The 25,348-nt window shown below is 62.6% G+C and carries 17 protein-coding genes; 8 read left to right on the top strand and 9 right to left on the bottom strand.

Annotated elements, in window-relative coordinates; all coding sequences use genetic code 11:
• Positions 1 to 91: 91 nt before the first annotated feature.
• The 3 genes from AC0L3I_RS31730 to AC0L3I_RS31720 all read left to right on the top strand — a co-directional run bounded on the left by AC0L3I_RS31730 (position 92) and on the right by AC0L3I_RS31720 (position 2,828).
• Entirely contained in the window at positions 92 to 1,048 is a 957-nt protein-coding gene (locus tag AC0L3I_RS31730) for an N-formylglutamate amidohydrolase (protein WP_473486412.1), read from the top strand.
• 374 nt (positions 1,049 to 1,422) lie between these two features.
• On the top strand, positions 1,423 to 2,196 hold the full coding sequence (hisN, locus tag AC0L3I_RS31725) for a histidinol-phosphatase (RefSeq protein ID WP_473486413.1): 774 nt from the start codon (positions 1,423 to 1,425) through the stop codon (positions 2,194 to 2,196).
• A gap of 119 nt (positions 2,197 to 2,315) precedes the next feature.
• Positions 2,316 to 2,828: a DUF1579 domain-containing protein gene (locus AC0L3I_RS31720; RefSeq protein WP_473529551.1), complete on the top strand. Its 513-nt coding sequence runs from the start codon at positions 2,316 to 2,318 to the stop codon at positions 2,826 to 2,828.
• A 97-nt stretch (positions 2,829 to 2,925) separates the two neighbouring features.
• Here AC0L3I_RS31720 and AC0L3I_RS31715 read toward each other — a convergent pair whose 3' ends face one another.
• Positions 2,926 to 3,900 carry an alpha/beta fold hydrolase gene (locus tag AC0L3I_RS31715; protein WP_473486415.1) on the bottom strand — a complete coding sequence of 325 codons (975 nt, stop codon included), beginning with the start codon at positions 3,898 to 3,900 and terminating at the stop codon, positions 2,926 to 2,928.
• Between the two features lie 539 nt (positions 3,901 to 4,439).
• On the opposite strand from AC0L3I_RS31715, the gene AC0L3I_RS31710 reads away from it, so the two are divergent.
• A complete protein-coding gene (locus AC0L3I_RS31710; protein WP_473486416.1) occupies positions 4,440 to 4,907 on the top strand; it encodes an Hsp20 family protein in 468 nt (155 codons plus the stop codon).
• 75 nt (positions 4,908 to 4,982) lie between these two features.
• Here AC0L3I_RS31710 and AC0L3I_RS31705 read toward each other — a convergent pair whose 3' ends face one another.
• Positions 4,983 to 6,035, bottom strand: a complete 1,053-nt coding sequence (locus tag AC0L3I_RS31705) for a threonine aldolase family protein (RefSeq protein WP_473486417.1) — start codon at positions 6,033 to 6,035, stop codon at positions 4,983 to 4,985.
• 471 nt (positions 6,036 to 6,506) lie between these two features.
• On the opposite strand from AC0L3I_RS31705, the gene gltB reads away from it, so the two are divergent.
• Positions 6,507 to 11,255, top strand: coding sequence for a glutamate synthase large subunit (gltB, locus tag AC0L3I_RS31700; protein ID WP_473486505.1), 4,749 nt, complete (start codon positions 6,507 to 6,509; stop codon positions 11,253 to 11,255).
• A 144-nt stretch (positions 11,256 to 11,399) separates the two neighbouring features.
• Positions 11,400 to 12,854 (top strand): glutamate synthase subunit beta, encoded by a 1,455-nt coding sequence (locus tag AC0L3I_RS31695; protein ID WP_473529550.1) that lies wholly within the window; start codon positions 11,400 to 11,402, stop codon positions 12,852 to 12,854.
• Positions 12,855 to 13,009: 155 nt separating this feature from the next.
• Here AC0L3I_RS31695 and AC0L3I_RS31690 read toward each other — a convergent pair whose 3' ends face one another.
• On the bottom strand, positions 13,010 to 14,248 hold the full coding sequence (locus AC0L3I_RS31690; RefSeq protein WP_473529549.1) for an SGNH/GDSL hydrolase family protein: 1,239 nt from the start codon (positions 14,246 to 14,248) through the stop codon (positions 13,010 to 13,012).
• Between the two features lie 131 nt (positions 14,249 to 14,379).
• On the bottom strand, positions 14,380 to 15,606 hold the full coding sequence (locus tag AC0L3I_RS31685) for a lytic murein transglycosylase (protein ID WP_473486420.1): 1,227 nt from the start codon (positions 15,604 to 15,606) through the stop codon (positions 14,380 to 14,382).
• Between the two features lie 213 nt (positions 15,607 to 15,819).
• On the opposite strand from AC0L3I_RS31685, the gene galU reads away from it, so the two are divergent.
• Complete coding sequence (gene galU, locus AC0L3I_RS31680; RefSeq protein WP_287211435.1) at positions 15,820 to 16,725, top strand: UTP--glucose-1-phosphate uridylyltransferase GalU; 906 nt, start codon at positions 15,820 to 15,822, stop codon at positions 16,723 to 16,725.
• A 160-nt stretch (positions 16,726 to 16,885) separates the two neighbouring features.
• Here galU and AC0L3I_RS31675 read toward each other — a convergent pair whose 3' ends face one another.
• Positions 16,886 to 18,622 (bottom strand): outer membrane beta-barrel protein, encoded by a 1,737-nt coding sequence (locus tag AC0L3I_RS31675; protein WP_473529548.1) that lies wholly within the window; start codon positions 18,620 to 18,622, stop codon positions 16,886 to 16,888.
• Positions 18,623 to 18,774: 152 nt separating this feature from the next.
• Between AC0L3I_RS31675 and AC0L3I_RS31670 the strand changes: the two genes are divergently transcribed.
• A complete protein-coding gene (locus AC0L3I_RS31670) occupies positions 18,775 to 19,776 on the top strand; it encodes a KpsF/GutQ family sugar-phosphate isomerase (protein WP_473486422.1) in 1,002 nt (333 codons plus the stop codon).
• A 365-nt stretch (positions 19,777 to 20,141) separates the two neighbouring features.
• On the opposite strand, the gene AC0L3I_RS31665 is transcribed toward AC0L3I_RS31670, so the two are convergent.
• The 4 genes from AC0L3I_RS31665 to AC0L3I_RS31650 all read right to left on the bottom strand — a co-directional run bounded on the left by AC0L3I_RS31665 (position 20,142) and on the right by AC0L3I_RS31650 (position 25,139).
• Entirely contained in the window at positions 20,142 to 20,606 is a 465-nt protein-coding gene (locus tag AC0L3I_RS31665) for an NfeD family protein (RefSeq protein ID WP_473486423.1), read from the bottom strand.
• Positions 20,607 to 20,616: 10 nt separating this feature from the next.
• Positions 20,617 to 21,567: an SPFH domain-containing protein gene (locus tag AC0L3I_RS31660; protein WP_473529547.1), complete on the bottom strand. Its 951-nt coding sequence runs from the start codon at positions 21,565 to 21,567 to the stop codon at positions 20,617 to 20,619.
• 251 nt (positions 21,568 to 21,818) lie between these two features.
• Positions 21,819 to 22,889 (bottom strand): ferrochelatase, encoded by a 1,071-nt coding sequence (gene hemH, locus AC0L3I_RS31655; protein WP_473529546.1) that lies wholly within the window; start codon positions 22,887 to 22,889, stop codon positions 21,819 to 21,821.
• A 144-nt stretch (positions 22,890 to 23,033) separates the two neighbouring features.
• Entirely contained in the window at positions 23,034 to 25,139 is a 2,106-nt protein-coding gene (locus tag AC0L3I_RS31650) for a 5'-nucleotidase C-terminal domain-containing protein (protein ID WP_473529545.1), read from the bottom strand.
• Positions 25,140 to 25,348: the final 209 nt, after the last annotated feature.

Raw genomic sequence — 25,348 nt, 5'->3', positions numbered from 1 at the left:
CTGTATATGAGGAGGTGAGGGTAAACATCAAGTGAACGATAAAGGCCCGATCGGCCTTTAACAAAGCGGCCCGGACGCCGAAACGCTGGACATGCGGCCGGCGAGGTGGCACGTTTCCAACCATGATGCATTGGTGTTTCCGGATTCGTTCAAATTGAAAACGGCAGCCGAGGATTTTTCGGTCGTTCCTCCCTTCGAAATCCGGTCGGGCGCCGAACAGCGCGTCCCCTTCCTCTTCAACTCGCCGCATAGCGGCCGTCACTATCCGGACCGGTTCCTGGCGATGGCAAGGCTGGATCGAAACGCCATCCGCCGCTCCGAGGATTGCTACGTCGACGAATTGTTCGGCGGCGCCGTCGCGCTCGGCGCGCCGATGCTGGCGGCAAACTTCCCGCGCGCCTATCTCGACGTCAACCGGGAGCCGTGGGAACTCGATCCGCGGATGTTCGCCGAACCCGTGCCGTCCTTCTGCAACATCCGCTCGGCACGCGTGGCCGGCGGGCTTGGCACCGTGCCCAAGCTGGTGGGAGAGGGGCTCGAAATCTATGCCGGCCGCTTGCCACTGGCGGAAGCCGTCGCGCGTATCGAGGCTGTCTACAAGCCTTATCACGAGACGCTGAAACGGCTTTTGACCAGGACCCATGCGCGGTTCGGCTTTGCCGTGCTGATCGATTGCCACTCGATGCCGGCGAGCATCAGGGTCGGCGACAGCGGTGTCAGGCCCGACTTCATCGTCGGCGACCGTTTCGGCATCTCCGCCTCGGCAGCGTTGACCGAGACGGCGATCGGCCTGCTGATCGGCATGGGCTACACCGTCGCCCATAACAAGCCTTACGCCGGAGGCTTCATCACCGAGCACTATGGCCGCCCCGTGCGCCATCTCCATGCACTGCAGATCGAGGTCAATCGCGGGCTTTACATGAACGAGCGGACGTTCCAGAAATCCGCCGGCTTCGATGCACTCGCCGACGATCTGGCACAATTCTCGGCCGATCTGATGGCGATGCCCGACCACCATTTTATCGATCTGCCGCTTGCCGCCGAATGATGCCGAAAATCGAAACGAGACCTTGCGCCAGATAAAGGCGTCGACGTGCGGGTCGGGGAAGCGCAATCCGCTGGATGCCACGCCGAAAAAAAGACCGCATCGTTTGCACGACACGGTCGAAGTCTAGGGAGGAAACGCCCAAGGAGGGCATGGACAGGAAAGCCTGTCCGAGAACAAATCTATTGTGCGATGCACAAATGTCAAGCCGTCGACCGGAGTTTTTAATTCACGGTGATGTGGAAACTGAATTCGAGGGCGCCAGCGTTGCATTCGAGCAACAGTTGACGATGCGCAAAAGTTCCGCACGCCCTTGCTTTGGCGGAAAACCACAGGCAAACGACGGTTCCAGCAGGCTGCAACGCGGGGAGACTCAGTTGGATATCAGCATCGATTTCATGCGGCGCATTGCGCATGCCGCCGCGGCCGAAACCTTGCCGCGCTTCCGCAGCCAGGGCGCGGTCGCCAACAAGGAGCAAGGCAGCTTCGACCCGGTCACCGAGGCCGACCGCGAGGCCGAGCGGGTCATCCGGGCGCTTATATCAGCGGAATATCCCGATCACGGCATCCTTGGCGAGGAGCATGGCAGCGAGAACATTTCCAGCAGGCACGTCTGGGTGATCGATCCGATCGACGGCACGCGCGCCTTCATTTCCGGCCTGCCGGTGTGGGGAACATTGGTCGGGCTGACAGTCGACGGCGATGCCGTTGCCGGCATGATGTCGCAGCCCTTCACCGGCGAGCTTTTCTATGCCAACGCGTCCGGTGCCCATTATGAAGGCCCGGGCGGACCGCGAAGGCTGACGACACGCAAGACGGCAAGCCTCGCCGAGGCGACGCTGTTCACCACCACGCCGGCACTGTTCAAGGGAGACGCGCGCCTGCGCTACGACCTGTTCGAGCAGCAGGTCCAGCTCGCCCGCTACGGCACCGACTGCTATGCCTTCGCCATGGTCGCGGCGGGAAGCGTCGACATCGTCGCCGACCCCGGTTTAAAGCCCTACGATATCGTCGCGCTGATCCCGATCATCGAGAAGGCCGGCGGCGTCGTCACCACCTTCGAAGGCGGACCGGCGGAAAGGGGCGGCGACATCCTGGCTGCGGCAACGCCGGAGCTTCATGCCGCCGCGATGGCGGCGCTGCGTGGCTGAACCGGCTGGGCAGCTGGCGATTGCGGGACCAAGGTGCCCACCGGCGATGTAGCCCACGCTCCTGACAGGAAGATGTCAGCAGCTCTCTGCTATGGAGATCATGCCACGGGGAGGTATTCATGTCGACGCAGTCAACAGCCAGCCGTTCCGAAAATGCTCCAGCAGACGGCCGGGCCGATTTCGATCTCTTCTTCGCACGCTGGAACGTCAGCCATCGAAGGTTGCAGAAGCGGCTGCAAGGCGACACGAACTGGGACGTGTTTGGCGGGACATGCGACGTGCGCCCGATCCTTGGCGGCCTCGGCAATGTCGACGACAATGTGATTGAATTGCCCGGCGAGGCCTATCGCGCCGCCACGCTGCGGACGTTCGATCCGGCGACGAGACAATGGTCGATCTGGTGGATCGACGGCCGCAACCCGGCAACCATCGATGTTCCGATGCGCGGCACCTTCGAAGCAGGCGTCGGCACGTTCCTGTGCGACGACGTCTTCGACGGACGCAATATCCAGGTTCGCTTCCTCTGGTCGCGGATCACTGAAAAATCGGCGCGCTGGGAGCAGGCTTTTTCACCGGATGGCGGCAAGACCTGGGAGACCAACTGGATCATGGATTTCGCCCGGCAGGGATAGGCCGACGATCGAGGTTGGCAGGCATTTTTCAAGCCGAGGCATGGACTTCAATGACTTGGAGCGCTCTTGGAGCGTCCGGAGGGAGTGCGGCACTCAATCAGGCGGTGTCGTCGCTTCCCGGGATGAAGGCATCGAAGGCGGCAAAGAACTGCTCGCGATAGAAGTCGGCTTCCTGCAATATTTCATGGCGTGCACCATCGATCACCAGCAGCGAACCGAGGCGCAGGCGTCTGGTGTAGGTTTCCACCGCCTTGGTCGAGACGACCTGGTCGGCACCGGCGGCGATCACCAGCAAGGGTACCTGGATCCTGGCCATGAAGTCGGGATCGCTGATGGCCTCGGAGGCCTGCGCCGCCGCTTTCAGCCAGCGTATCGTCGGGCCGCCGAGCGCCAGCTGCGGGTAGGTTTCGTAGATCAGCGTGTTGCGTCGGTACCGCTCTGGATCTGATGTCACCATGTTGGCGGCAAACGGAATGATTCTTCTGGGCCGCGGACCCCAGGCGGCATAAAGCTTGCCAAGGCCCAGCAGACAGAACAGCGAGCACAGGCGGCGAACGGTGGTTGTCGAGACCGGCAGGTCGGGGACGGCCAGGAATGGCGCGATCAGCACCATGCGCCGTACGCGGTTCACCATCGACGGTGCGGCAAGCAGCGTAATCACCGCCCCAGCCGAATGGGCCAATATGTAATATGGCCCCCGGCAGTCGGGCAGCACGATCTCCTCGAAGAACTGTTCCAGGTCGCCGGTATAGTCGAAGAAGCTCCGGACATAGCCGCGCTCGCGGTCGCTGATCAGCCGGTCGGAACCGCCCTGGCCGCGCCAGTCGAGGGTGGCGACGCCGAAGCCGCGATCGGCAAGGTTGCGGATGGTCTCGAAATATTTTTCGATGCACTCGTTGCGGCCGGTCAAGACGACCACGGTGCCCTTCATCGGGCGGGCAACGGCGGGAAAGAGGCCGTAGCGGATCTTCTTGCCATCGCGCGTCGTAAAGAAACCACCGGCCGCATTTTCCGGTAGCGGATTGCCCGGAATTTCGCGGAAGAGGGGAATTTTGTTGAGGAGGTCCGTCATTCGCGCTGCGTTTGTGTGTCGCTGCCTGCATGGCGCAAGCTTTGGTAGGCATAGACGCCCATGCAGCAAAAGCAAAGGAATTCCGGACGCGTTGGAAAGGCTGAACGAGGCAGCCAGCGAGTGAGGCCGAAAGCAGCTTGCGGCATGCTTCCGGCCCCCGTCGATCCGGGAGGAAGGGACGTTACACCCGGTCGGCGCCGTTGCGGCATCTCGCGCGTGACACCGAAAATCGGACCCGATTTTCGCTGTGAATCATGCGCAATCAAAGTGTTACAGCGTCCTTGCGTGTCCGAGAGGACGCGCGACGCCGTAACCGCCGCCTGTTCCTTGATCCTGGAAGCAGTCTACCGCCACTTAGCTGAACGTCCGCCGAAGCCGCGGTTCATCTGCCGTTCATCGAGAAATCTTGAAATGCTTTCAGGTGTTCCCCAAATGTCTGCTGTGGCCGCCAATGTCGGGGCCGCTGGCCTATTCGGAACGCCGTCACGGGTTTCGCACCGGCCATACGCAAACTTTGTTGCTCAACAGGAGAACACACTATGCGTCACGTTGATTTTTCCCCGCTCTATCGTTCGACCGTCGGTTTCGACCGGCTGTTCACCATGCTCGATTCGCTTGCGCAGCCCGAAGGTGCGCAGACCTATCCACCCTACAACATCGAGCGCACCGGTGAGGATTCCTATCGCATCTCGATGGCGGTCGCCGGCTTCTCGGACGACGAGCTCTCGATCGAAGCTCACCGCAATGTCCTGACCGTCAAGGGTGAGCGCAAGGAAGGGGGCAATGGCGAAGGCTCCGAACTGCTCTATCGCGGCATCGCCAGCAGGGCCTTCGAGCGCCGCTTCCAGCTTGCCGACCATGTTGAAGTCGTCGGCGCCTCGCTGAAGAACGGCCTGCTCTTCGTCGATCTCAAGCGCAATATTCCCGAGGAGCTGAAGCCCCGCAAGATCGCGATCACCGCGTCTTCGGCGAAGGCCAAGCAGATCGAGGCCAAGACCGCCGCGTAAGCTGCGTCACAAGACGATCTCAGGGACGAAGGGCGGCGCTTGGCGTCGCCCTTTTTTGTGGATGTGGATAAGGTGCTATCCAGCAATTAGCTGGCCAAAGCGGTCGACCTCTTCGGCCGTGGTCGCAAAGCTGGTGACGAAACGGTAGAGCGCCTCGTCCTCGCCGATGTGGCCGTCAAGGCCATGCGGCACCCCCCAATCGTAGAATTTGGCGCCGGCGGCTTGCAACCGTTCGGCATTGTTGCGGCTGAGGATTGCGAAGACTTCATTGGCCTGGGGAAGCCAGGCGAGCCGGGCCGAAGCAGAATCCTCAATTGCTGCCGCCAGCCGAGCCGACATGGCGTTGGCGTGTCGCGCGGTTTCCAGCCACAGATTGTTGGCGAAATAGGCTTCGAACTGGGCCGAGATGAAGCGCGACTTGGAAAAGTTCTGGGCGGCGCGCTGGCGCAACAGGCGCAAATCATGCCCCAGGTCTTGATTAAGAACCACGACTGCGTCGGCCATCCAGCAGCCGTTCTTGGTGCCGCCAAAGGAGACGATGTCGACGCCGCTCTTCCAGGTCATTTCCGCCACACTGGTGTCTATCGCGGCAATCGCGTTGGCGAAGCGCGCGCCGTCCATATGCAGAGGCAACCCATGACGGTGGCTCACTTCGGAGATGGCTGTGATCTCGGCGACGGTGTAGACGGTGCCGACTTCCGTCGCCTGCGTGATCGTGACCGCCATCGGTTGGCCGGCGGGAGCCAGGTCTTGGGAATAGCGCATGATGGCCCGGTCGAGCGCCTGCGGATTGATGCGCCCCAATGGACCCGGCACCGGCGACATGCGCGCCCCTCCGGTGTAGAAGCCCGCCGCGCCGAATTCATCGACGGTCATATGCGCTTCGGAATGGCAGAAGGCGATGCCGCCAATTCGGTTGCACGCGCTCATGGAGAGGGCGTTGGCCGCCGTACCGGTTGCGACGAAGAACACTGCAACCTCGCGTTCGAAAATTTCGCTGAAGCGCCGATAGATGGCGCGGTCCAGGTCGCTGTCGCCGTAAGCATTGGCAGCACCTGCGGCATGCCGGGATAAATTGGCTGAGATGTCGGGATGGGCGCCTGCCCAATTGTCGGAAGCGAAATTCATGCGTTTGCCTGTGCTGGGAAAATCGATGCAACCTTGGCCGCTTTCGCATGCCGCTCGCAAGTGCCAAGCGGCGGAAAAGCGGTAAAGCCAGCGAGAGGCCGGGACACAGGCGGACGACCGAAGGTTGCGTTTTGGTACGGTCGCGCGTAATTTTCTGTCTCTAAATGCCTAAGATTGTTGTGAATCGGTCTTGTGCGCATCCGCAATTTCTGTCATAAAAATTTAGGACAGTAGTGCTGTCTTATTTTGTCGCACAAAAACAGGCTGGATTGGCGTATCATTGGGCCTCTCCGGCCGTTGCCGCGAGCGACAGGTAGACAGCCCGACTCTGGCCTGTACGATTGCCGGTGCGAACCAGGCCGCCTGGTTCGGCAAGGATTTCGCAAGACGTGCCGCAAGGATGAGAGGGAAGCCCAGGCGCTTCCCGACGGAAACCAGCGCCCTGAGGGGCGCGGAATGGAGGACAGGATGATGACGGAAATGACGCCATCTGCGACGAACGGCCCGGCCGCGCAGACGAAAGCGCCAGCTGTCAAAAATCGGTCCAACGCCACTGGCCTGACCAATATCGGGCGCACCCATACCGGCCTCGCCGCCCACGGCCTTTACGATCCCCGCAACGAGCACGATGCCTGCGGCGTCGGCTTCATCGTCAACATGAAAGGCGAGAAGTCGCATCAGATCGTCAAGGACGGCCTTGCGGTGCTCGAAAACCTGACGCATCGCGGCGCCGTCGGCGCCGATCCGCTGATGGGCGACGGCGCCGGCGTGCTGGTGCAGCTTCCCGACCGCTTCTTCCGCGAGGAGATGGCCAGCCAAGGCGTCGAACTGCCCAAGCCCGGCCATTACGCCGTCGGCCATGTGTTCATGCCGCGCGATCCTCAGCTTCAGGCGCATATCGAAGGCATCATCGCCGAGGTGGCGCAGCTTGAAGGCCAGCCGCTGCTCGGCTTTCGCGATGTGCCGGTCGACAATTCATTGCTGTCAAAGGCGCCTGATATCGCTGCTTCCGAACCGGTCCAGCGGCAGGTGTTTTTGGGTCGTGGCGCCGAGATCGAGAGCGACGATGATTACGAGCGGCGGCTCTACATCCTGCGCAAGGTCATTTCCGGTCGTATCCATGAAGAGACCAAGGGCGTCGATAATGGCTTCTACGTCGTGTCGATGTCATCGCGGACCATCGTCTACAAGGGCATGTTCCTGGCCTATCAGGTCGGTGCCTATTACAAGGATCTGACCGATCCGCGTTTCGAGACGGCGCTGATCCTCGTCCACCAGCGTTTCTCGACCAACACCTTCCCGTCGTGGAAGCTGGCGCATCCCTATCGCATGGTCGCCCACAATGGCGAGATCAACACGCTGCGCGGCAACGTCAACTGGATGGCGGCGCGGCAGGCCTCGGTCGATTCCGAACTGTTCGGCAACGACATCTCCAAGCTGTGGCCGATCTCCTATGAGGGGCAGTCGGACACCGCCTGTTTCGACAATGCGCTCGAATTCCTGACGCAGGGCGGCTACTCGCTCGCCCATGCGATGATGATGCTGATCCCGGAAGCCTGGGCCGGCAACAAGTTGATGGATCAGGATCGCAAGGCCTTTTACGAATACCACGCCGCCCTGATGGAGCCGTGGGACGGACCGGCCGCAGTAGCTTTTACCGACGGCCGCCAGATCGGCGCTACGCTCGACCGCAACGGGCTGCGCCCGGCGCGCTACATCGTCACCGACGACGATCGCGTCATCATGGCTTCGGAAGCCGGCGTGCTGCCGGTGCCGGAGGAAAGGATCGTCAAGAAGTGGCGGCTGCAGCCCGGCCGCATGCTGTTGATCGACCTGGAGAAGGGCCGCATCGTTTCCGATGAGGAGATCAAGTCGGAGATCGCGACCAGGCATCCCTACAAGAGCTGGCTCGCCAACACCCAACTCATCCTTGAAGACCTGAAGCCGGTCGAGCCGCGCGCGCTGCGCAGGGACGTCAGCCTGCTCGATCGCCAGCAGGCGTTCGGCTACACCCAGGAAGACACCAAGCTGTTGATGTCGCCGATGGCAACCACCGGCCAGGAAGCGGTCGGCTCGATGGGCACCGACACGCCGATTTCGGCGATGTCGGACAGATCGAAGCTGCTCTACACCTATTTCAAGCAGAACTTCGCCCAGGTCACCAACCCGCCGATCGACCCGATCCGCGAGGAACTGGTGATGAGCCTGGTGTCCTTCATCGGGCCGAGGCCCAACATCTTCGACCTCGTCGGCAATTCGCGTCGCAAGCGGCTCGAAGTGCGCCAGCCGATCCTGACCAATGGCGATCTGGAGAAGATCCGCTCCATCGGTCACACCGAGGACCGTTTCGACACCAAGACGATCGACATCACCTATGCTTCGAACGAAGGCGCGGCCGGCATGCAGGGCGCCATCGACCGGCTGTGCGAGCGCGCTGAAGCGGCGGTCGCCGGCGGCTACAACATCATCATCCTGTCCGACCGTCAGCTCGGGCCGGACCGCATCGCCATTCCGGCACTTCTGGCCACGGCGGCGGTCCACCATCATCTGATCCGCAAGGGATTGCGCACGTCGGTGGGGCTCGTCGTCGAGTCCGGCGAGCCGCGTGAGGTGCATCATTTCTGCTGCCTTGCCGGCTACGGCGCCGAGGCGATCAACCCCTATCTCGCCTTCGACACGCTGCTCGACATGCACAAGCGCGGCGAGCTGCCGGCCGAGGTCGACGCCTACGAGGTCGTCTCCCGCTACATCAAGTCGATCGGCAAGGGCATTCTCAAGGTGATGTCGAAGATGGGCATCTCGACCTACCAGTCCTATTGCGGCGCGCAGATCTTCGACGCGATCGGGCTGAAGACCGATTTCGTGCAGAAGTATTTCACCGGCACCGCGACGCTGATCGAAGGCGTCGGGCTGGAAGAGATCGCGGCCGAGACGGTCAGCCGCCACGCCGACGGCTTCGGCAACGACCCGGTGCTGCGCAACAGTCTCGAGGTCGGCGGCGAATACATGTTCCGCATGCGCGGCGAAGCGCATATCTGGTCACCCGATGCCGTGGCCACCCTCCAGCACGCCGTGCGCCAAGGATCGTGGGAGACGTTCAAGGACTATTCCGCTCAGATCGACAGCGAGGCGGCGCGGGCGCAGAGCATTCGCGGCCTGTTCAAGATCAGGTTCGCCGAAGAAACCGGCCGCAAGAAGGTCGCGCTCGACGAGGTCATGTCGGCGGCCGATATCGTCAAGCGGTTCTCGACCGGTGCGATGTCCTTCGGCTCGATTTCCAGGGAAGCGCACACCACGCTGGCGCGCGCCATGAACACGATCGGCGGCAAGTCGAACACCGGCGAGGGCGGCGAAGAGGCCGACCGCTACCTGCCGCTGCCGGGCGGCGGCAAGAACCCCGAGCGGTCGGCGATCAAGCAGGTCGCTTCCGGGCGGTTCGGCGTGACGGCGGAATATCTGGTGAATTCCGATGTGATGCAGATCAAGGTCGCGCAAGGCGCAAAGCCCGGCGAGGGCGGTCAGCTGCCCGGCCACAAGGTCGATGCCACCATTGCCAAGGTCAGGCATTCGACGCCCGGCGTCGGCCTGATCTCGCCGCCGCCGCACCACGACATCTATTCGATCGAGGATCTGGCGCAGCTGATCTTCGATCTCAAGAACGTCAATCCGGCGGCTGATGTCTCGGTCAAGCTGGTGTCCGAAGTCGGCGTCGGCACGGTTGCGGCCGGCGTCGCCAAGGCGCGCGCCGATCACATCACCATTTCCGGCTATGACGGCGGCACCGGCGCATCGCCGCTGACCTCGCTCAAGCACGCCGGCAGCCCGTGGGAAATGGGCCTTGCCGAGACGCACCAGACGCTGGTGCTCAACGGCCTCAGGTCGCGCGTTGCGTTGCAGGTCGATGGCGGCCTGCGCACCGGTCGCGACGTCGTCATCGGTGCATTGCTTGGCGCCGACGAATTCGGCTTCTCGACCGCGCCGCTTATCGCGGCCGGCTGCATCATGATGCGCAAGTGCCATCTCAACACCTGCCCGGTCGGCGTAGCGACGCAGGATCCGGTGTTGCGCAAGCGTTTCAAGGGCACGCCGGAACACGTCATCAACTTCTTCTTCTATGTGGCGGAAGAGGTGCGGGCGCTGCTCGCCGAGATGGGCTACACCCATCTTGACCAGATCATCGGCGACACCGAACTCTTGGAGAAGCGGGCGCTGATCCAGCACTGGAAGGCGCGCGGGCTCGATTTCAGCAAGATGTTCTTCAAGCCGGATGCCCCGCATGAGGCGGTGCACTGGACCGAGCGGCAGAAGCATCCGATCGACGACGTGCTCGACCGCAGGCTGATCGAGTTGGCCAAGCCGGCGCTCGAGGCCAGGCAGCCGGTCAGCATCGAGCTGCCGATCCGCAATGTCGACCGTTCCACCGGCGCCATGCTGTCCGGTGAAGTGGCAAAGCGCTTCAAGCACAAGGGCCTGCGTGAGGACACGATCTCGGTGAAGCTCACCGGCACCGCCGGCCAGTCCTTTGGCGCCTTCCTGGCGCGGGGGGTTTCGTTCGAACTGATTGGCGCCGGCAACGACTATGTCGGCAAGGGCCTGTCGGGTGGACGCATCGTCATCCGCCCACCGGAGAACACGAAGATCGTCGCAGCGGAGTCGATCATCGTCGGCAACACCGTGCTCTACGGCGCAACCGAAGGCGAGGCCTATTTCTGCGGCGTTGCAGGTGAGCGTTTTGCGGTTCGCAATTCGGGCGTGGCCGCCGTCGTCGAAGGCGTTGGCGACCATGGCTGCGAGTACATGACCGGCGGCATTGTCGTCGTCATCGGCCAGACCGGCCGCAACTTCGCCGCCGGCATGTCGGGCGGCGTCGCCTATGTGCTCGACGAGGAAGGTGATTTCGCCGAGCGCTGCAACATGGCGATGGTCGAACTGGAACCCGTTCCCGAAGAAGACGACCTGATGGAGAAACTGCTCCATCATGGCGGCGACCTCGACCACAAAGGCCGCGTCGACGTGTCCGGCGACATGACCAGCCATGACGAGGAGCGGCTCTATCAGCTGATCTCGAACCACGTCCATTATACGGGTTCGGTGCGAGGCCGCGAGATCCTCGACAACTGGGCGACTTTCCGGCCGAAATTCCGGAAGATCATGCCGGTCGAATACCGCCGCGCGCTGATCGAAATGGAACGCATGCGCATGGGCGTGGCGGCGGAATAGGCTTTGGGAGTTGCCGGGAAGCGAGGCTTCCCGGTCGACGCCTTCATCAACAATCCTGGCCTCGGACTGAAGGTTGCCATGGCTGCCTTATGAGGTTAACGGGTGCGTCGTCGAGCGCGCCATCTGGACAGCAGGGACTGGACTATGGGCAAGGTAACAGGGTTTCTCGAGATCGACCGGCAGGTGCACAAGTACCAGCCGGCTTCCGACCGCATCCGGCATTTTCGCGAGTTCACGTTGCCGATGTCGGATAAGGAGGTCGAGAAACAGGCCGCGCGCTGTATGGATTGCGGCATTCCGTACTGCCACGGGCCGACCGGCTGCCCGGTCCACAACCAGATCCCGGACTGGAACGACCTCGTCTACAATGGCGACTGGGACAATGCGATCCGCAACCTTCACTCGACCAACAATTTCCCGGAATTCACCGGCCGCATCTGTCCGGCACCTTGCGAGGAAGCCTGCACGCTGAACCTTGAGGACATTCCGGTCGCCATCAAGACGATCGAGCAGGCGATCGCCGACAAGGCCTATGAAACCGGTCATATCCGGCCCTACCCGCCGGAAAAGAAGACCGGCAGGCGCGTCGCCGTCATTGGCTCGGGGCCGGCCGGCATGGCGGCCGCCCAGCAGCTTGGCCGCGCCGGCCACGACGTCCACGTCTATGAGCGCGAGAGCCGGCCGGGTGGGCTGATGCGCTACGGCATCCCCGACTTCAAGATCGAGAAGCACTATATCGACCGGCGCATCGAGCAGATGCAAGGCGAGGGCGTGAGCTTCCATTGCGGCGTCAATGTCGGCGTCGACAAACCGGTGGCGGAACTGCTCGCCGAATACGATGCTGTGCTCTATTGCGGCGGTTCGGAAACGCCGCGCCCGGCCAACATTCCCGGCGACGATCTCGACGGCGTGCATGACGCGATGCCCTATCTGGTGCAGCAGAACAAGCGCATCGGCGGCGAGCCGATCCAGTCGGTGGCGTGGCCCTCGCCGCCGATCGTCGCCGGCGGCCAGCATGTCGTCGTCGTCGGCGGCGGCGACACCGCCTCCGACTGCGTCGGCACCGCCTTCCGCCAGGGCGCCGTGCGCGTCACCCAGCTCGACATCCGGCCGCAGCCGCCGGAAAAGGAAGACAAGCTTTCAGTCTGGCCTTACTGGGCGACGAAGATGCGCACCTCGTCCTCGCAGGCCGAAGGCGCCGAGCGCGAGTTCCAGGTGGCGACGCTCGAATTCATCGGCGAGGACGGCGCGTTGACCGGCGTCAAATGCTGCGAGGTCGATGAAAAGCGCAAGCCGATCGCCGGCACGGAATTCGTCATCCGCGCGGATCTCGCCTTCATCGCCATCGGCTTTGCCGGGCCGGCCACCGTCGGACCGGTGTCGGAGCTGGCTGGCCAGATGAAGATCGCCATCGACAGCCGCCGCTCGAACAACGTCGAGGCCAATGACCGCGACTACAAGACCAGCGTCGAAAAGCTCTATGCGGCGGGCGATGTGCGCCGCGGTCAATCGCTAGTCGTCTGGGCGATCCGCGAGGGCCGGCAGGCGGCTCGTTCGATCGACGAGGCGTTGATGGGATCGAGCGTGTTGCCGCGCTGAGAGCGTTTGGAAACTCTACTCCTGCGGCCATCTGAGGGCGTTTTCTGCGCTTCCGGTGCTCACGTACTCGAATGTACGCTCCGCTCCGGTTCTCGAAAACACCCTCATATGACTCACAGGAGCGAGTTTCGAAACGGTCTCCGAGGAGCCTCGTATCAAGGATTGATCGCCGTCGTCGTGTCGCTTCCAGCGGCCGCCGCCGCAGGCTGTCCCCTGGGCGGCCAGGAAAAATCGTCGGCGCGGCCGGGCGAAGCAGCGGGCGCCTTGCCCTCGACGACAAGTTTTTCGCCAGGCCCGTCCGCCTTTGCCGGCGATGCAGCGCCGAGAAGTTCCGAGCCGCCGTCGAGTGCCGGATCGTTGAGCAGCATCGGCACGGTGCGATCGACGGCCATGGGTGTCGGCGCCGGCGCCCCGACGGGAGCGCCGGCTGGCGCATAAGCTGCCAGTGTGCCGGGGGGAGCGGTCATTCCAAGGATCTTCAGCAAGGGTTTTTCGGCATAGAAGGCGAGCTTGCGTTTGCCGGCTTTCGAGACATAGATGCCGTCGTCGGTGCGCAGGCGCACCGGCTGGCCGTTGATGTCAGGCCCGCTGGTGACAAAGGCGCCTTCCTCGTCGACGAAACCGTCCCAGATGTCGATGAATTCGCCGCCGTGACTTTCGGCCGTCGAGCGGTAGATGTCGTTGAAAGCCAGCATGTCTGAGGTCATCTTCGTCGCCTTGAAGGCCGGCATGCCGACCCACAGATATGGCACGTTGGCCGACGCAATGGCCTTACCGAACGCTTCGGTCCGGCGTTCGTATTCCTTGGTCCAGGCTTCGGACCGCGGCTGTTCGCGTTCACCGTTCACGCGCATTTGCTGCCGATCGTTGGAGCCCAGCATGACGATCACGGCCGCCGGCTTTTCGGTCTCGATCAGCGACTTGATCTGTTCGGGCCAGTTGTAGAAATCGTCACGCACGAAACCGGACGAACCGTTGCTGCGGACGACGATCCTGACCTTGGTGTTTTCGGCAAAGGCGGTGTCGAGACCTTCGGCGAGGCCGCTCGCCATGAAATCGCCGACCACCAGAACGGTGCGGGCATCCGGCGCCTTCTCGACGATGGGGGCTGCCGGCTCAGCCGGCCGGCGCGGCGCGGCACGGGCCTTTCTGGCTTTTGGCTTCCGTGGCCCGATCCTCTGAATCTGTCGCGGCTGAATCAGTCGCGGCGGTTCCACCCGCTCGCTTCGGCGCAGAAACAACAAGTCGCGCAGCGACCAGCCACGCCTTTGTTCTTCCTGCGCCATGGCCGGCGCCTGAAAGACGGCGGCAGTGCTGACGGCCAGAACGGCAATAGCCAGAATCAGGATCGGCACGCGACGAAGGATCACACGGATACGCGCAGCCGAAACCAATTACCGTCTCCATCCCTTAAGAGCGCCGGACCCTCAAATCCAACCGTGCCGCCGCTCTATCTTTTTTTTTGAGCATCGGATTCCCCAAAACCGGTTTGGGTCCGATGCTCCAGGTCAGCCCCTATGCGAGGCTAGTTCTGCCTGAGCCATTTGAGCACTTCCATGCTCGGATGTCCGTCCTGGGTCAAGCCAGCCTTCGCCTGGAAGGCCATGATGGCGGCTTTCGATCCCTCGCCGATCTTGCCGTCGAACTTGCCGTCATAGTAGCCGTACTGGGAAAGCCGCTGCTGAAGCTCTTGCCTCTCCTCGAAGGAGAGCTTCGTGAAAGGCCGCTTCCAGTCCTGCACAAGCCCACCATAGCCGGCGATTCCGTCGGCAAGAAGGCCAACAGCAACCGCGTATTTGTCGGCATTGTTGTACCGCTTGATGACCGAAAAATTCTTGATCATCAGGAAAGCCGGGCCGCCGCGGCCGCCTGGCACCTTCAGCGTGGCCTTCTCCGCGCTATTCTTGAACGGCTTGCCGTTGACACGCGTGACACCCAGCGCTTGCCATTGCGATAGTGACTTCGATCCGGCCGGGAACTTCTTTCCGTCGGGAAGGCTGACTTCATAGCCCCAGGTCTTGCCGGCCTGCCAGCCGTTCTTCTTGAGCAGATTGGCGGCCGTTGCCAATGCATCGGGAATCGAATTCCAGATGTCGCGCTTGCCATCGCCGTCCATATCGACCGCATAGGCCTGATAGCTGGTGGGAATGAATTGGGTATGGCCCATGGCGCCGGCCCATGAGCCGCTGAGGTGGCTTTTGTCGATGTCGCCCCTTTGCAGGATTTTCAGCGCCGCGATCAACTGAGTGCGGGCAAACTTCGATCGTCTCGAATCGGCATAGCCAAGTGTTGCCAGCGAACGCACGACATTGCGCATGACATCGTCGCGCTTGAGGATTTCGCCGTAATTCGATTCCATCGACCAGATGGCCAGCAGGATGTGACGGTCGACGCCGTATCTTGCCTCGATCCTGTCTAGCCACGGCTTCCACTTCCTTGCCATCTGCTGGCCAACAGCGACCGACTGGTCGTGGACGCGGTTGTCGAAATAGTCCCAGGCGGGCGCGGTGAATTCGGGTTGATAACGCGCTTTTTCCAGCACGACCGGGTCGGCATCGCTGATGCCCTCGAATGCCCGGTCGTAAACGGCGCCGGAAACGCCGCTCCGCACCGCGGTGGCGCGGAAACTCGCCACCCATTGCCGGAAACCGGCGTCGGCAAAAGCCGATCCGGTGGGCAACAGCAAGGCAAGCGACAGGCTGGCGGCCGCAACGAAGCTTGTGAAGCGCGTTGCGGCGTTGCGAACGGTCATCTTTTCCTCCTTCTTCATCACAGGAAGATCATTCATCGCCGAACCCGGTTAGCATTTAGTTTACCATAGGTGCCGTTGGGAACGAAAAGGCGGGTTGGTGCTTTACGGACTACAAATTTTTTTCTGACCAGCCGTTCCATAATCCTAGATTCCGGCACGAAAATGTCTCGAGGCGGGATTGCCGAACAGGCTTAGAAGCGGATAATTGACAGCATGAAGAGAGTTCGCAAGGCAGTTTTCCCGGTCGCCGGTCTCGGCACGCGTTTTCTCCCGGCCACCAAGGCCATACCCAAGGAAATGCTGACGGTCGTCGACAGGCCAGTCATCCAGTATGTGGTCGACGAGGCACGCGAAGCCGGCATCGAGCATTTCATCTTCGTGACCGGCCGCAACAAGGCGGTCATCGAGGACCATTTCGACGTCCAGTTCGAACTCTATGACACGCTCGCCCAGCGCGGCAAGGACGACGAGCTCGCCCGCCTGCAGCGGCTGCAACCCTCGCCGGGGCAGACCAGCTTCACGCGCCAGCAGGTCCCGCTTGGCCTCGGCCATGCCGTCTGGTGCGCCCGCGAGCTGGTCGGCGACGAGCCCTTCGCGCTGCTTTTGCCTGACATGATCATGCAGTCGGAAAAAAGCTGCATGAAGGAGATGGTCGAGCTTTATGCCGAGACCGGCAACAACATCGTCGCGGTTCAGGAATGCGACCCCGCCGAGGCCCATAAATATGGCATCGTCGGCCGTGGCGAGGATACGCATCACGGTTTCCGCATCACCGGCATGGTGGAGAAGCCGAAGGCCGGCACGGCGCCCTCCAACCTATACATCAACGGGCGCTACATCCTGCAGCCGGAGATATTTGGGATTCTCGAGGGCCAGGAGAAGGGCGCCGGCAACGAGATCCAACTCACCGATGCGATGCTGAAGCTGGAGAAGCAACAGCCCTTCTACGGCTGCCACTACCAGGGGCGCACCTTTGATTGCGGATCGCCGGAAGGCTTTGTCGAGGCCAACGTCGCCTTCGCGCTGTGGCGCAGCGACATAAACGGCCGAATGGCGGGCGTTATCCGCAAGCTTCTCGACGAGATGAAACCGTCAGAGCAACGGGGCGCGGCGTTCTAATTTAGGTATATCGATAGTCAGCCGGCCGGGGAACGGCGGTTTTCCTGCGCTTCCGGCACTCGCATACCTCGATGTAGGCTGCGTTCAGGTGATCGAAGCCACCATTCTCGCCACCGCCTGACCCGAAAACTCGAGATACCCCAAACCTTTAACGGCTGCCTTACGGCTGCAGCTTCACCCCGACGAAGATGCTGTGGGCGGTGTAGTCGCGGCCCTCCAGGTTGCTGGTCTGTTTTTCAGTTCTGGCGCGGGTGGTCAGTCCGGCATACCGGTTCAGCCACCATGTCAGTCCGGCCTCGGCGCTCAGTATCAGATCATGGCCGTCGGACCCGACGTAGTCGCGCCAGCCCACGCCGAGAGCTGCGTTCCCGATCAGGTTGGCACGGATTTCCCGCTCGCCCGTCAGGAGGCCGGAGTAAAGGATGTCGCCGCTTTCGTCGGGGGTTGTCGTGCCCTCGACGGTCGTTTGTCCGATGAGGCCGATCGTGGTGCCGCGTTCCGGCGACCATCTGAGGTCGGCGTTCACCGTGGCACCCGAAATTGCCGGCAGCCGGTCGTCGTCGATCGCCTCCCGCAGCCAGCCGGCCGAGAATTCGCCGGCAAGCTTCTCGCCGAGGTCGAGCTCGGCGCCGGCCCGAACCCCAAGCCCCGTCGAGGATCGTTCGAAACCATTGGCGTCGACGCGCAAATCATAGACCCGGCGGCCGATTTCGACTTCGGTGAAGGGGGTGATAGCGGGGGAAATCTCGTAGCCGGTGCGCAAGGTGGCGGTATAGAGCGTCGAGTCACGGTCTTTCTGCGACAGCGTTCCGCCCGTCGAAAGCTTGGCGTCGCCGTAGATGTCGTGTTCGACTGCGCCGGTCAGGGCGAAGCGCATCTTGCCGGCATCCTTCTCGACCGCGAGGCTGCCGTTAATGCTCTGGCGCACCGGCTGCTCGACGGTGCCTTCGATGACGACCGGCGACGAAGCCGATTCCGGCGCCGCCTCGTAACCAAGGCTGGCGATAGCGCGCAGATCGTTGTCGAGGTCGACATTGAGCGTGCCGTCGACACGGCCCCGTGCCTCCTGAACCTCGTCGCCCGATATGGTCTTGAGAAAGATGCCATAGCCGTCGATGACAGCCGAATTCTCCCGCCAGTCGGAGATGGCATTGAAGCGCAGCGCCGTTTCGGACAGCAGGGCCGGTTTGCCTTCGGTGCTTGAATCGGCATTCGACGACGCCGTCAGGCCTTGCTCGAGCGTCGGCCTGATCACGAAGGAGCCGAGTTTGATGCCGGTGGCGGCGAACGGGTCGTCCTCGGCACTCTCGTCCTGACCTTCGATAGCTTCGGCGCGCTCGGCGCCCGGATCGAGCTGCTGCCTGTCGGCGGAATCAATGGTCACGGCACGGGGATTGGTGGCGTCCTGGTCAGTTTCGCCGGTGTCCGTGTCATCCGTCGTGGCTGCAGTCGCGGCGGCGGCCTCGGCGGCCAAGTCTTGATCGTTCGCGCGTTGCGTTACGCTCGATGGCCGGCGCGGCGGGATTGGAGCGGGCGTGTCCGCAAACGCATCATCGGTGGCTTCCAGCGGATCAAAAATGCTGCCGGTCGCGGGTGCCGTGTCGTCGTCCTGCACGGCGCCCGGGCTGGCCGGCTGATAGGTCGGCGCCGGTGCATTGCCCTGGATGGCTGCGTCGGCCCGTGCCGTCTGATCCTGGGCGCTGGCCATGCTCAATTGCCTGGTTTCGCGCTGCTGGTCGTCCAGAATCGCTGATTCCGAAACCTCGCCGCGCAGCTCGGCTACCTGGGCATAGGGCTGCGCAGGCCGCAGCAAGGCGAAGACGCTGGTCGCCAACAGCAAGGCGTAGACCGCCTTGCCGTTTCGCCTTCCTTTCTTTTCATGCTGGGCCCCGGACATTGCCACCACTGCTTGCGCGGCGCCCGCGCGCCATACTTACCGAACCGTAAATAGGGATGGTTAATGGAGGGTTGAGGCGGCGTTGGTTTAAAGCCCCGCTGGATGGCAATTCCGTTGGACAGGCGCGCAGCAAAGCGCTAATCGCATCAGCCATGCATGCGGGATCCCAAGACAAGAAGCGGTTCGACGGGCAAGCTTCGATCGCCTCGGCGCTCAGAACGGTAGCGACCGAGCAGGCCGGTGTCGCGGCGCTGGCGGCCGCGCTCGAAAACGGATTGACCGAACCGTTCGCGCGCGCCGTCGACATGGTGTCGCAGATCGAGGGCCGCGTCATCGTCACCGGCGTCGGCAAGAGCGGCCATATCGGCTCAAAGATCGCCGCAACGCTCGCCTCGACCGGCACGCCGGCTTTCTTCGTCCATCCTGCCGAAGCCAATCACGGCGACCTCGGCATGATCGCCAGGGACGATGCCATCATCGCCATGTCGTGGTCGGGCGAGAGCCGGGAACTCAAGGGCATCATCGCCTATTCCAGGCGCTTCTCGATTCCGCTGATCGCGGTCACCGCCGGAGAGCGATCGGCGCTGGCGCGCGCGGCCGATGTGGTGCTTTTGCTGCCGCGTGCGCCGGAAGCCTGCCCGCATGGCTTGGCGCCGACGACATCGACGCTGCTGCAACTGGTGATCGGCGATGCGCTGGCCATCGCGTTGCTCGAAGCGCGCGGCTTCACGCCGGATCATTTCCGCACCTTCCATCCCGGCGGGCAACTTGGCGCCAATCTGACGCAGATCCGCGACATCATGCATGTCGGCGACAGGCTGCCGCTGGTGCCTTCCGGCACTGGAATGCGCGAAGCGATCCTCGAATTGTCGCGCAAGGGGTTTGGCTGCGTGGCAATAACCGCTGCGGATGGTGCGCTGATCGGCATCGTCACCGACGGCGATATCAGGCGCCACATCGGCAGCAATCTTCTGGCGATGAGTGTCGATCAGGTCATGACCAAGGAGCCGAAGACGGCCGGTCCAGATACGCTGGTGGCGACGGCGCTGCAGACGATCAACAATTCGGCCATCTCCAGCCTGATGGTTGTCGAGGGCGGACGGCCGGTCGGACTTGTCCATCTGCACGATCTGCTGCGCATCGGCGCGGCCTGAGAGCCCGTTTGGAAACTCTACTCTGGCGGCCATCTGATGGCGTTTTCTGCGCTTCCGGCCTTCGCCGGCCGAAGCACTTATGAGCGGTCGTGGCAGTTAAAGCTACGGCCGGCGTAGGCCGGTGCTCACGGACCAGCGCATGACCCCGGAAACCGATTTCGGTTTCCCGGAAAGGATCATGCGCAAATGCAAAGTGTTAGAGCGTCCTTTGCGCGTCCAATTGGACGCGCAGCGCTCTAATGTCCGCTGCGCGCCGGTTCTCGAAACCACCACCATATGACTCGCCAGATCGAATTTCGAAACAGTCTCTGACAGAGGCTCAGGCCTGTTTGAAAAGTCGCCCGCCGAGATCGGTGGGATCGGTCCTAGACCGCCTCGACCGTCAGTTCCAGATCGGTGTCGGCCGCGCCCGTCACGCGCACCTGCGTGCCGGCCGGCAGATCGGGGCCGGAGACGCGCCATAGCGTGTCGCCCAGCTTTATGCGGCCGCGGCCGTCCTTGATGGGCTCGGCCAGTGTCGCCATCCTGCCGATCATTTGTTCGCCGCGGCGGTTGAGCAGTGGCTGGTCTGTCGGGTCGTGGCGTCCGCCCGCCAGTCTCTTGCCGACATAGGTTGAAACCAGCGACATCGCCAGGAAAGCGAGAACCTGGACCTGCCAAGTCCAAAAACCTGCGTCCCAGATGAGCAGGGAGACTGCACCGATCAGCAGCGCGGCGATGCCGATCCACAGCATGAAAATGCCCGGTGCGACGACCTCCATTACGAGGAGAAGGAAGCCGAGAACCATCCAGTTCCAAGGGCCGAGTTCGGAAATGATGCGGTCGAACATGGGACCGGCCTCAGCTCTCGCTCGGGCGAACTACGGGCGGGCGGGCGGCTTGCTGCGGCGTGCCGGCAGTGCCGTCGCCCCTAAAGACTTCCTTGGCGATCTCGCCGATGCCGCCGAGCGTGCCGATCAGCGACGAAGCTTCCATCGGCATCAGCACAACCTTGCTGTTTGTGGCGGAGCCGATCCTGGTCAGCGCTTCGGTGTATTTCAGCGCGACGAAGTAGTTGAGCGCCTGCACGTCGCCCTTGGAGATCGCTTCCGACACCACCTGCGTGGCGCGGGCCTCGGCCTCGGCGGAGCGTTCGCGCGCCTCGGCGTCGCGGAAGGCGGCTTCCTTGCGGCCCTCGGCTTCCAGGATCTGCGACTGCTTGAGGCCTTCGGCGTCAAGGATCTGCGCGCGCTTGTTGCGTTCGGCCATCATCTGGCGACCCATCGATTCGACGAGATTGGCCGGCGGGTTGATGTCCTTGATCTCGACACGAGTGATCTTGATGCCCCAGGGGTGCGCCGCCTCGTCGACGACGCGCAGCAGGCGTTCGTTGATGGCGTCGCGGTTCGACAAAAGCTCGTCGAGGTCCATCGAACCCATCACGGTACGGATGTTGGTCATCGTCAGGTTGAGGATGGCGTTCTCCAGCCCAGCGACCTGGTAGGCGGCCTGCGCGGCGTTGAGCACCTGGTAGAAGGCGACGCCGTCGACGGCGACGGTGGCGTTGTCGCGGGTGATGATCTCCTGGGTCGGGACGTCGAGCACCTGCTCCATCATGTTCAACTTGGCGCCGATGCGGTCGACGAACGGCACGATGAGGTTAAGGCCGGGGCTCAATGTCTTGGTATAGCGGCCAAAGCGTTCGACGGTATAATTGTAGCCTTGCGGGATTGTCCGGATGCCTTTGAAAAGCACGAGCACGACAAGAGCGACAAGAACAAGAAGCGCGATATCGAAACCACTGAAATCCATTTGGCCCTCCCTCAGATGCCGAGCACATTAGAGCGACGCGCGTCCACTGGACGCACAAAGTACGCTCTAACTTTTATACCTGCGCATCGTGCTTTCCGAAAATCGATTCCGATTTTCCGCCGATGCGGTAGACGTTTCAACGCAACCGACTTCACCAAACACTTAAGTGTGTTTCAGAAATGTTACAATCGGGTGATCGCGAATTGTCGGCGTATGGGCGGCCGGGCTAGCGGCGCTCGATTATGTCCGCTTCAAATCCAGCCCGACAGTTCGCGCCGCACCATCGCCTCGATCACCGCCATGCCCTCGGCACTGTCGTTGAGGCAGGGGATGTGCGCGAACTTCTTGCCGCCGGCATGGTGGAAAGTCTCGGCCGCCTCTCTGCCGATCTCGTCCAGCGTCTCGATGCAGTCGACAGAAAAGCCCGGATTGATGATGGCGATCGATTTCACGCCTTCTCCGGCCAATTTCTCGACCGTCTTGTCGGTGTAGGGCTGCAACCATTCCTGCGCACCGAAGCGCGACTGGAACGTGGTGATCAGCCTCTTCTCATCCCAACCGAGCTTTTCCCGCAGCAGCCGGGTCGTCTCCAGGCAATGGGCCTGATAGGGGTCGCCCTTGTCGGAATAGGGTTTCGGAATGCCGTGATAGGAGGCGATGACCACCTCCGGCTCGAAATCGAGCGTCGCCAGATGGCGCTCGATTGAACGGGCAAGCGCCTCGATATAAACCGGTTCGGCATAGTAGGGCGGCACGCTGCGGATCGCCGGGGCGCGGCGCATCTTCATCAGCGCGCGAAACAGCTGGTCGTTGGCGGTCGCGGTCGTGGTCGCGGAATATTGCGGATAGAGCGGAAAAGACAGAATGCGGTCGCAGCCTTGCGCGACCAACCCTTTGGCGACGCTCTCGGTCGACGGATTGCCGTAACGCATCGCCCAGTCGACGATAACGTCGGGCAGGTCGCGCAGCGCCTCGGTCAGCTTTTCGCTCTGGGCGCGGGTGTAGGTGCGCAGCGGCGACTCGTTGCGCTGCCGGTTCCATATCCTGGCATAGTTGGCGCCCGACTTCTTCGGCCGTGTGGTGAGAACCAGCCCGTAGAGGATGGGGTACCAGATCGCCTTGTTGAGCTCGATGACGCGCGGATCGGACAGGAATTCCCTGAGGTAGCGCCACATCGGCTTGAATTCCGTGCCGTCGGGCGTGCCGAGATTAACCAGCATGACGCCGATCCTGCCCGCCCCGACCGGCGGCTGTCCTGCCGGCTGCGGGCCGAGGCCCTTCGCCGCCGCGGCCTTGGGATCGACAGGGTTGGAAAGCGTCATTAGGGATCTCCGGACACCGCGCGAAACTAGCGATGCCGCGCCGGTTTTCAATGCAGCGTCTGGCCGCACCTTATCTTACCTCGGGCGGAAAGCAGAAAACCCGCCCGGTTCCCCGGACGGGTTTTCCAGCAATGACGGAAGAATTTAGTTTGCGGCCGGGATGGTCAAGGTTGCGCCGACCGGAAGGCGGCGCGGCTCATAGTCCTTGTTGGCGTCCGAGATCGTTTTCCACTTGGTGCCATCGCCATAGGCCTTCTCCGCCAGGTCCCAATAGGTATCGCCGGCAACGATCACATGGCTGCTTTCGGCCGGTGTTGCCTCGGCCGGCTTTGCCGGCTCGGCAGGCGCAGCCTCGGCTGGTTTGGCCGGTTCCGCCGCAGGAGCCGGTGCCGCGGGTGCCGTCTCGGTCGGTTTAGCCGGCTCGGCAGGTGCCGGCGCTGCCGGGGCGGGTTCCGCCGGGACGGCTGGCGGCGTCGTGGCGATATCGTCCGAACCAGCCGGCGGTTCGGGCATCGCCGGCTCCGCGGTTGCGGCTGGAGCCGTTTCTGCCGGCTTTGCCGGCTCGGCCGGAGCAGGCGCGGCTTCAGCCGGCTTGGCCGGTTCCTGGGCCGGTTCCTGGACCGGTTCCGCCGCGGCGGCGGCCGCGATCTCGGTGATACGGCCATCGAGCTTCGGCGTATAGGGCCGATGCGCGCCGAGATAATCGGCGACCACCTGTTCGAGGCCCGGACCGTAATCGTAGGCGTTCTTGGCCTTGTCGGCGAATACGTCGTAGCCATCGCCGCCCTGGCGCACATAGTTGTTGGTGGCGACCAGGTAATCCTTATCCGGATTGATCGGCGTCCACGCGCCGCCTTGCATGACTTCGACCGACTTGACGCGCCCGGCATTCGGGGCGGCCGATTTGTCGAATGAATACTTCAGGCCGGCAACCTGTGGGAAGCGGCCGGCGCCGTCCTCGATCTGGCTGAGACCGTTCTCTAGCCCGGCAATCAGATCCTTGCCGGAAATCTGGAAGGTCGCCACTGTGTTCTGGAATGGCAGCACGTTCAGCACTTCGCCCATGGTGACGGTGCCCTGGTCGATCGAGGCGCGCAGACCGCCGCCATTCGTGATGACGATCTCGACACCCTGGTCCTTGACGCGGTCGAGGACGGCATCGGAGACGAGATTGCCCATCTCGCACTCGCGGGTGCGGCAGTTCTCGCGGCTGCCGTCGATCGCCTTGGTGGTTTCGGCGACCTCCTGGTTCTTCAACGCCTCGATCGGAGCGCCGAGCTTCTTGATGCGGGCAAGCACGGCGGGATCCGGCGTGATCGACTTGTCGAGGTAGATCGGGTCGCCGCTGGCTTGCTTGACGACGCCGTTGTCGTCGAACACGACCTTGAACTCGCCGAGATATTTCGAATAGGACGCTGCCTGGACGACCGGCACCTTATAGCCGTCCGGATTGTCGACCATCGTCGGGTAGGGGCCTTCAGCCTTGGGGTCGGTGTTGGACAGCAGCGAATGGCTGTGGCCGCCGACCACCACGTCGACACCCGGAATCTTGGCGATGACGTCGCGCTCGCGCTTGTAACCGATATGGGTAACCGCGATGATCTTGTTGACGCCTTCTCCCTTCAGCTTCTCGACCTCTGATGTGATCGACTTGACGTCGTCCTCGATCATGACGTTAGGGCCCGGCGAGGCGAGCTCCGGCGTGTCGTTGGTGACCGCGCCGACGACGCCGATCTTCTGGCCGCCGACCTCGATCACGATCGACGGTTTTACACGGTCACCGAGCTTGGATTGCGCGTCGGCCTTCACATTGGCGCCGAGCACCGGAAACTTGATCATGTCCAGGAACGGCGCCAGCGCCGCCTCGCCATCGTCGAACTCGTGATTGCCGACCGCCATGGCGTCGAATTTCATCTGATTGAGGAATTCGCCTTCGGTCTTGCCCTTGTAGGTTATGTAGAAGAGCGATCCTTGGAAATTGTCGCCGGCGCTGAGCAGCAGCACGTTCTGGCCGTCGAGCTTCTTGCGCTCCTGGGCGATCGCCGTGATCAGCCGCGCCGCGCCGCCGATGCACTCGCCCTTGGTCTCCTCCTCGGCCGAGCAGGTCGATTCATATTTGTTGTTGCTTTCGATGCGGCTGTGCCAGTCGTTGATGTGCAGGATGTTCAGCGTGTAGTCGGCAAAGGACACGCCGGCCGACAGGCCGAGCGTGGACGCCGACAGGGCGGCAATGGCGGCGATCTTCTTCATCTTCGTCTCCCGGATGACCTGAGTACAGCGCCGCGCGTCATTTTGGACGCGCAAAGGACACTGTACCAATTTGCGCATGATCCTTTCCGAAAATCGATTCCGATTTTGGGGTCATGCGCAGAGGTGTTTAACGCAGGGCAACGAGTCCAGGTTAACGGGCTTGGAGAGCTGCCATCAGGTAGTCGGTATCCCAGGTTGCGAGTTTTCGC

This window comes from Mesorhizobium sp. WSM4840 (assembly GCF_055811755.1).
Note: the sequence above shows the minus strand (reverse complement) of the source record. Positions and strands in the feature narration are given on the sequence as shown.

Bases quoted from the DNA above. Each gene is read 5' to 3' on its own strand.
- AC0L3I_RS31730 (WP_473486412.1), top strand. From the start codon at position 92: ATGCGGCCGGCGAGGTGGCACGTTTCCAACCATGATGCATTGGTGTTT.
- AC0L3I_RS31720 (WP_473529551.1), top strand. From the start codon at position 2,316: ATGTCGACGCAGTCAACAGCCAGCCGTTCCGAAAATGCTCCAGCAGAC.
- AC0L3I_RS31715 (WP_473486415.1), bottom strand. From the start codon at position 3,900: ATGACGGACCTCCTCAACAAAATTCCCCTCTTCCGCGAAATTCCGGGC.
- AC0L3I_RS31710 (WP_473486416.1), top strand. From the start codon at position 4,440: ATGCGTCACGTTGATTTTTCCCCGCTCTATCGTTCGACCGTCGGTTTC.
- AC0L3I_RS31705 (WP_473486417.1), bottom strand. From the start codon at position 6,035: ATGAATTTCGCTTCCGACAATTGGGCAGGCGCCCATCCCGACATCTCA.
- gltB (WP_473486505.1), top strand. From the start codon at position 6,507: ATGACGGAAATGACGCCATCTGCGACGAACGGCCCGGCCGCGCAGACG.
- AC0L3I_RS31695 (WP_473529550.1), top strand. From the start codon at position 11,400: ATGGGCAAGGTAACAGGGTTTCTCGAGATCGACCGGCAGGTGCACAAG.
- AC0L3I_RS31685 (WP_473486420.1), bottom strand. From the start codon at position 15,606: ATGACCGTTCGCAACGCCGCAACGCGCTTCACAAGCTTCGTTGCGGCC.
- galU (WP_287211435.1), top strand. From the start codon at position 15,820: ATGAAGAGAGTTCGCAAGGCAGTTTTCCCGGTCGCCGGTCTCGGCACG.
- AC0L3I_RS31675 (WP_473529548.1), bottom strand. From the start codon at position 18,622: ATGTCCGGGGCCCAGCATGAAAAGAAAGGAAGGCGAAACGGCAAGGCG.
- AC0L3I_RS31670 (WP_473486422.1), top strand. From the start codon at position 18,775: ATGCATGCGGGATCCCAAGACAAGAAGCGGTTCGACGGGCAAGCTTCG.
- AC0L3I_RS31665 (WP_473486423.1), bottom strand. From the start codon at position 20,606: ATGTTCGACCGCATCATTTCCGAACTCGGCCCTTGGAACTGGATGGTT.
- AC0L3I_RS31660 (WP_473529547.1), bottom strand. From the start codon at position 21,567: ATGGATTTCAGTGGTTTCGATATCGCGCTTCTTGTTCTTGTCGCTCTT.
- hemH (WP_473529546.1), bottom strand. From the start codon at position 22,889: ATGACGCTTTCCAACCCTGTCGATCCCAAGGCCGCGGCGGCGAAGGGC.
- AC0L3I_RS31650 (WP_473529545.1), bottom strand. From the start codon at position 25,139: ATGAAGAAGATCGCCGCCATTGCCGCCCTGTCGGCGTCCACGCTCGGC.